This is a genomic window from Roseomonas sp. TAS13 (assembly GCF_001950415.1).
GTDB lineage: Bacteria > Pseudomonadota > Alphaproteobacteria > Acetobacterales > Acetobacteraceae > Roseomonas > Roseomonas mucosa.
In genome coordinates, this window is record NZ_BDLP01000302.1 from 1 (window position 1) to 5,355 (window position 5,355).

The 5,355-nt window shown below is 70.2% G+C and carries 3 protein-coding genes and 1 pseudogene; all 4 read left to right on the plus strand.

The annotated features are described in order from the left end of the window. Window positions 1-394, plus strand: a 394-nt coding sequence (locus ROTAS13_RS18650) for a DUF2497 domain-containing protein (RefSeq protein WP_139323439.1), incomplete at its 5' end; no start/stop codon positions are given. Window positions 395-478: 84 nt separating this feature from the next. Beyond that, window positions 479-3,175, plus strand: a complete 2,697-nt coding sequence (locus ROTAS13_RS18655) for a valine--tRNA ligase (RefSeq protein ID WP_075823073.1) — start codon at window positions 479-481, stop codon at window positions 3,173-3,175. 189 nt (window positions 3,176-3,364) lie between these two features. Then, window positions 3,365-5,083: a dihydroxy-acid dehydratase gene (gene ilvD, locus ROTAS13_RS18660; RefSeq protein WP_019459873.1), complete on the plus strand. Its 1,719-nt coding sequence runs from the start codon at window positions 3,365-3,367 to the stop codon at window positions 5,081-5,083. Between the two features lie 112 nt (window positions 5,084-5,195). Next, window positions 5,196-5,355, plus strand: a pseudogene (locus ROTAS13_RS28200) (4-hydroxythreonine-4-phosphate dehydrogenase); the annotation flags it as partial.

Consider the following 5,355-nt stretch of genomic DNA (forward strand, 5'->3'; position numbering starts at 1 on the left):
CGGTGGAGCTGTGCGTAGATGTGATCAAGAGACAGGCCCCGCACCGGCGCCCGCCGCCGAACCCCTGACCCTGACCGAGGCGATGATGGTCGCACCCGAAGCCCCGTCCGGCCCGCCCCCCGTGGCACCGTCACCCGATGCGGTGCCGTCCAACGGCTCGCTGCTGGCGCCCTCCACGGCCGCCGCCGCCGCCGCGGCGCTGAGCGAGCTGGCCCGCGCCGTGGCGGCCGAGCAGAAGAGCGTCATCTCCCGCAATGGCCCGAGCATCGAGGACGTGGTGCGCGAGGAGGTTCGCCCGCTGGTGAAGAACTGGCTGGATGCCCATCTGCCGGGGATGGTGGAGCGCATGGTGCGTGCCGAGATCGAGCGGGTGCTCGGCCGCCCGGCCTCCTGAGGCCGGGGTGCGGAAGGGTGTTCTGATCCGGACGCAACCCTTCCGCACTTGACGTTCGGGCGTCTCCCGGCACAGGGATGCGCCATGCTCGAAAAGACCCTGACGCCCGCCGATTTCGAGGCGAAGCTCTACGAAGGCTGGGAAAGCTCCGGGGCCTTCTCCGCCCGTCCGGACAGCCCGGCCCAGCCTTTCACGATCATGATCCCGCCGCCCAACGTCACGGGCAGCCTCCATATCGGCCATGCCCTGACCTTCACGGTGCAGGACATGCTGATCCGCTGGCGCCGGATGCAGGGGCGGGACACGCTGTGGCAGCCCGGCACCGACCATGCCGGCATCGCCACCCAGATGGTGGTGGAGCGCCTGCTCGGCACCCAGGGCCTCAAGCGGCGCGAGATCGGGCGCGAGGCCTTCACCCAGCATGTCTGGGAATGGAAGGCGCAGTCCGGCGGCACCATCACCCGGCAGCTCCGCCGGCTCGGCGCCAGCCTGGACTGGCCGCGCGAGCGCTTCACCATGGACGAGGGCCTGTCCGAAGCCGTGCGCGAGGTCTTCGTCACCCTGCACGAGCAGGGGCTGATCTACCGCGACCGGCGACTGGTGAACTGGGACCCGGTCTTCCAGTCCTCCATCTCCGACCTGGAGGTGGAGAGCCGCGAGGTGAAGGGACATCTCTGGCACCTGCGGTATCCGGTGGAGGGACAGCCCGGCCGCTTCCTGACTGTGGCGACCACGCGGCCCGAGACGATGCTGGGCGACACTGCCGTGGCGGTGCATCCGGAAGACGAACGCTACCGCGACCTCGTCGGCAAGCATGTGATCCTGCCGCTGACGGGGCGGCGGATCCCGGTGGTGGCGGACGAGTATTCCGACCCGGAGAAGGGCACCGGCGCGGTGAAGATCACCCCGGGCCATGACTTCAACGACTTCGCGGTTGGCAAGCGGCATGGCCTCGCTTCTCTCTCGGTGCTGGATGCCGAGGCGCGGGTGACGCTCGACGAGATCGGGGGCGAGCTCGCCGCAGCCGAGGGCATCGCCGACCCGGCTTTCGTGCGCTCGCTGGCGGGGCTGGACCGCTTCAAGGCACGCGAGGCCATCGTCGCCGAGATGGAACGGCTGGAGCTGCTGGAGAAGATCGAGCCGCATACCCATGCCGTGCCGCATGGCGACCGTTCCGGCGTGCCGATCGAGCCGCGCCTGACGATGCAGTGGTACTGCGACGCGGCGACGCTGGCGAAGCCCGCCATCGCCGCGGTCGAGGACGGGCGCATGCAGTTCGTCCCCAGGCAGTGGGAGAACACCTTCTTCGCCTGGATGCGGGAGATCGAGCCCTGGTGCATCTCGCGCCAGCTCTGGTGGGGCCACCGCATCCCCGCCTGGTATGGGCCGGACGGCACCGCCTTCGTGGCGCGCGACGAGGCCGGGGCGCAGGCGCAGGCCCACGCCCATTACGGGCGGGACGAGGCGCTGACCCGCGACGAGGACGTGCTCGACACCTGGTTCTCCTCGGCGCTCTGGCCCTTCTCCACGCTGGGCTGGCCGAAGCGGACGCCGGAGCTCGCGCGCTACTACCCGACCGACGTGCTGGTGACGGGCTTCGACATCATCTTCTTCTGGGTCGCCCGGATGATGATGATGGGCCTGCACTTCATGGGCGACGTGCCCTTCCGCACCATCTACATGCATGGGCTGGTCCGCGACGAGAAGGGCCAGAAGATGTCGAAGAGCAAGGGGAACGTGATCGATCCCCTGGAGCTGATCGACAGCTTCGGCGCCGACGCCGTGCGCTTCACCATCGCCGCGCTGGCCGGGCCGGGGCGTGACGTGAAGCTCGGGCGTTCGCGCGTGGAGAACGGCCGCTCCTTCATCACCAAGCTGTGGAACGCCGCGCGCTTCTGCGAGATGAACGGCATCCAGGCCGATCCCGGCTTCCTGCCGGAGGCCTGCGCCACGCCCCTGGCGCGCTGGGTGATCGACGCGGCGAACCTCGCGGTGCGGGAGGCGACGGCGGCGCTGCAGGCCTATCGCTTCGACGAATACGCCGCCGCGGTGCGCCGCTTCGCCTGGGACACCTTCTGCGACTGGTTCCTGGAATTCGCCAAGCCCGCGCTCGCCTCGGGCGACACGCCGGAGGCGCGCGAGGCCAAGGGCGCGGCGCAGCACGTGCTGGGCGTGCTGCTGCGTCTGATGCATCCGGTGACGCCCTTCGTCACCGAGGAGCTGTGGCACAGGATGGGCTATGGCCCGGAGCTGAGCCTGATCCACACCGGCTGGCCGGAGCCGGTGCGCGTGAGCGAGCCCGAGGCGGCGCGCGAGGAGATGGACTGGCTGGTCGGGCTGATCTCCACGGTGCGCGGCGTGCGGGCCGAGATGAACGTACCGCCCAGCCAGCGTTTCCCGCTGCTGGTGCAGGGGGCGGGGCCGGAGGTGCTGGCGCGTGGCCAGCGCTGGCTGGACACCATCGGCCGCATGGCACGGATCGAGGCGATCCAGCCGCTGGCCGGGGAGCCGCCGAAGGGCGTGGCGCAGGCGGTGCTAGGGGAGGCGACGATCATGCTGCCTCTGGCCGGCATCATCGACATCGATGCCGAGCGCGCGCGTCTGGCCAAGGAACGCGGCAAGGCCGAAGCGGAGGCGAGGAAGATCGCCGCCAAGCTCGACAACGCCGATTTCGTCGCCCGTGCCAAGCCGGAAGTGGTCGAGGAGAACCGCGAGCGCCTCGCCGCCGCCCAGGCGGAGATCGCCCGGCTGGAGGCCGCGCTGGGCCGCATCGCGGCCTGAGGGGTTGGGGCGCGCGCAAGGGGCTCCCCGGGGCCTCATCGCGCGCCTGTGCCCCGGCTGCTGCCGATTTGGGGTGGAGCGGAACCCCGCCTGCGGCGATCCTGCCTTTGCCATGACCGGAGCCGGGGGAGGCAGCCTCCGGCTGTTCCGGACCGGCGCCGGGGAAACGCAGGCCAAGGAAGCCGAAGAATGAGTGCTTGGGACAAGTCCCGCCTGCCCAGCCGCCATGTGACGGTGGGGCCGGAGCGCGCGCCGCACCGTTCCTACTACTACGCGATGGGCATGACCGAGGAAGAGATCGCCCAGCCGCTGGTGGGGGTCGCCACCTGCTGGAACGAGGCCGCGCCCTGCAACATCGCCCTGCATCGTCAGGCGCAGAGCGTGAAGGCCGGGGTGCGGGAGGCTCAGGGCACGCCGCGCGAGTTCACCACCATCACGGTGACCGACGGCATCGCCATGGGGCACCAGGGGATGAAGTCCTCGCTCGCCTCGCGCGACGCCATCGCCGACACGGTGGAACTGACGGTGCGCGGGCATTGCTACGACGCACTGGTGGGGCTCGCGGGCTGCGACAAGTCGCTGCCGGGCATGATGATGGCGATGCTACGGCTGAACGTGCCCAGCGTCTTCATGTATGGCGGCTCGATCCTGCCCGGCACCTACAAGGGCCGCGACGTGACCGTGGTCGATGTCTTCGAGGCGGTCGGCATGCATGCCGCCGGGCGCATGTCGGACGAGGAGCTGCACGCGCTGGAATGCGTCGCCTGCCCCAGCGCCGGGGCCTGCGGTGGGCAGTTCACCGCCAACACCATGGCCACGGTGAGCGAGGCGATCGGGCTGGCACTGCCCGGCTCGGCCGGGGCGCCGGCGCCCTATGAGGACCGTGACCGCTGGGCGGTGGAATCGGGCCGGGCGGTGATGGAGCTGGTGCGCCGCAACCTGCGCCCGCGCGACATCGTCACGCTGAAATCGCTGGAGAACGCGGCGGTGGTGGTGGGTGCCACCGGCGGCTCGACCAATGCCGGGCTGCACCTGCCGGCCATTGCGCATGAGGCGGGCATCCGCTTCACCATGGACGACGTGGTCGCGATCATGCGCCGCACGCCCTATATTGCCGACCTGAAACCGGGCGGGAAATACGTGGCGCTGGATGTTCACAAGGTCGGCGGCATCCCGGTGATCATCAAGGCGCTGCTCGATGCGGGACTGATGCATGGCGACTGCCTGACGGTGACGGGGAAGACGCTGGCGGAGAACCATGCGGATGTGGTCTTCCCGACCGACCAGGACGTGATCTACCCGGTGTCGAAGGCGATCACGCCTACCGGTGGCGTGGTCGGGCTGAAGGGCAACCTCGCGCCGGACGGTGCCATCGTGAAGGTGGCCGGGATGAAGAACCGCCGCTTCGAGGGCACGGCGCTCTGCTTCGACTGCGAGGAGGACGCCTTCGCCGCCGTGGACCAGCGCGCCTACAAGTCCGGCGACGTGATCGTCATCCGCTACGAGGGCCCGAAGGGCGGGCCGGGGATGCGGGAGATGCTTTCCACCACCGCCGCGATCTATGGCCAGGGCATGGGGGCGGAGGTGGCGCTGATCACCGACGGCCGCTTCTCCGGCGCCACGCGCGGCTTCTGCATCGGCCATGTCGGGCCGGAGGCAGCGGTGGGCGGGCCGATCGCGCTGCTGCGCAACGGCGACCGCATCGTGATCGACGCCGATGCCGGCACCATCGATGTGCTGCTGCCGGAGGAGGAACTCGCCGCGCGCAAGGCGGCCTGGAAGCCGCGCGGCACGGACTACAACAGTGGCGCGCTGTGGAAATACGCCCAGCTCGTCGGCCCGGCGCATCTGGGGGCGGTGACGCATCCGGGCGGTGCGGCGGAGACGCACTCCTACCCGGACCTCTGAGTCACGCTTTGAAACACCCCGCTGGCGACGGGGCAGGCATGTTCCCGCCGCCGCTTTTCTTTGCACGGCTGCCTGCCCCATTCCAGCGATCCCACATCACCTCTGGCCGATCATGGACGCCGAAGCCCTTCCGCTGGCCCTGACGATGGGCGACCCCGCCGGGATCGGCGGCGAACTGACACTCGCCGCCTGGGAACGCGCCCGGCATGGGGCGGGACCCGTCTTCGTGGTGCTGGACGACCCGGCCCGCCTGGCTGCTCTGGCCGCCCGGC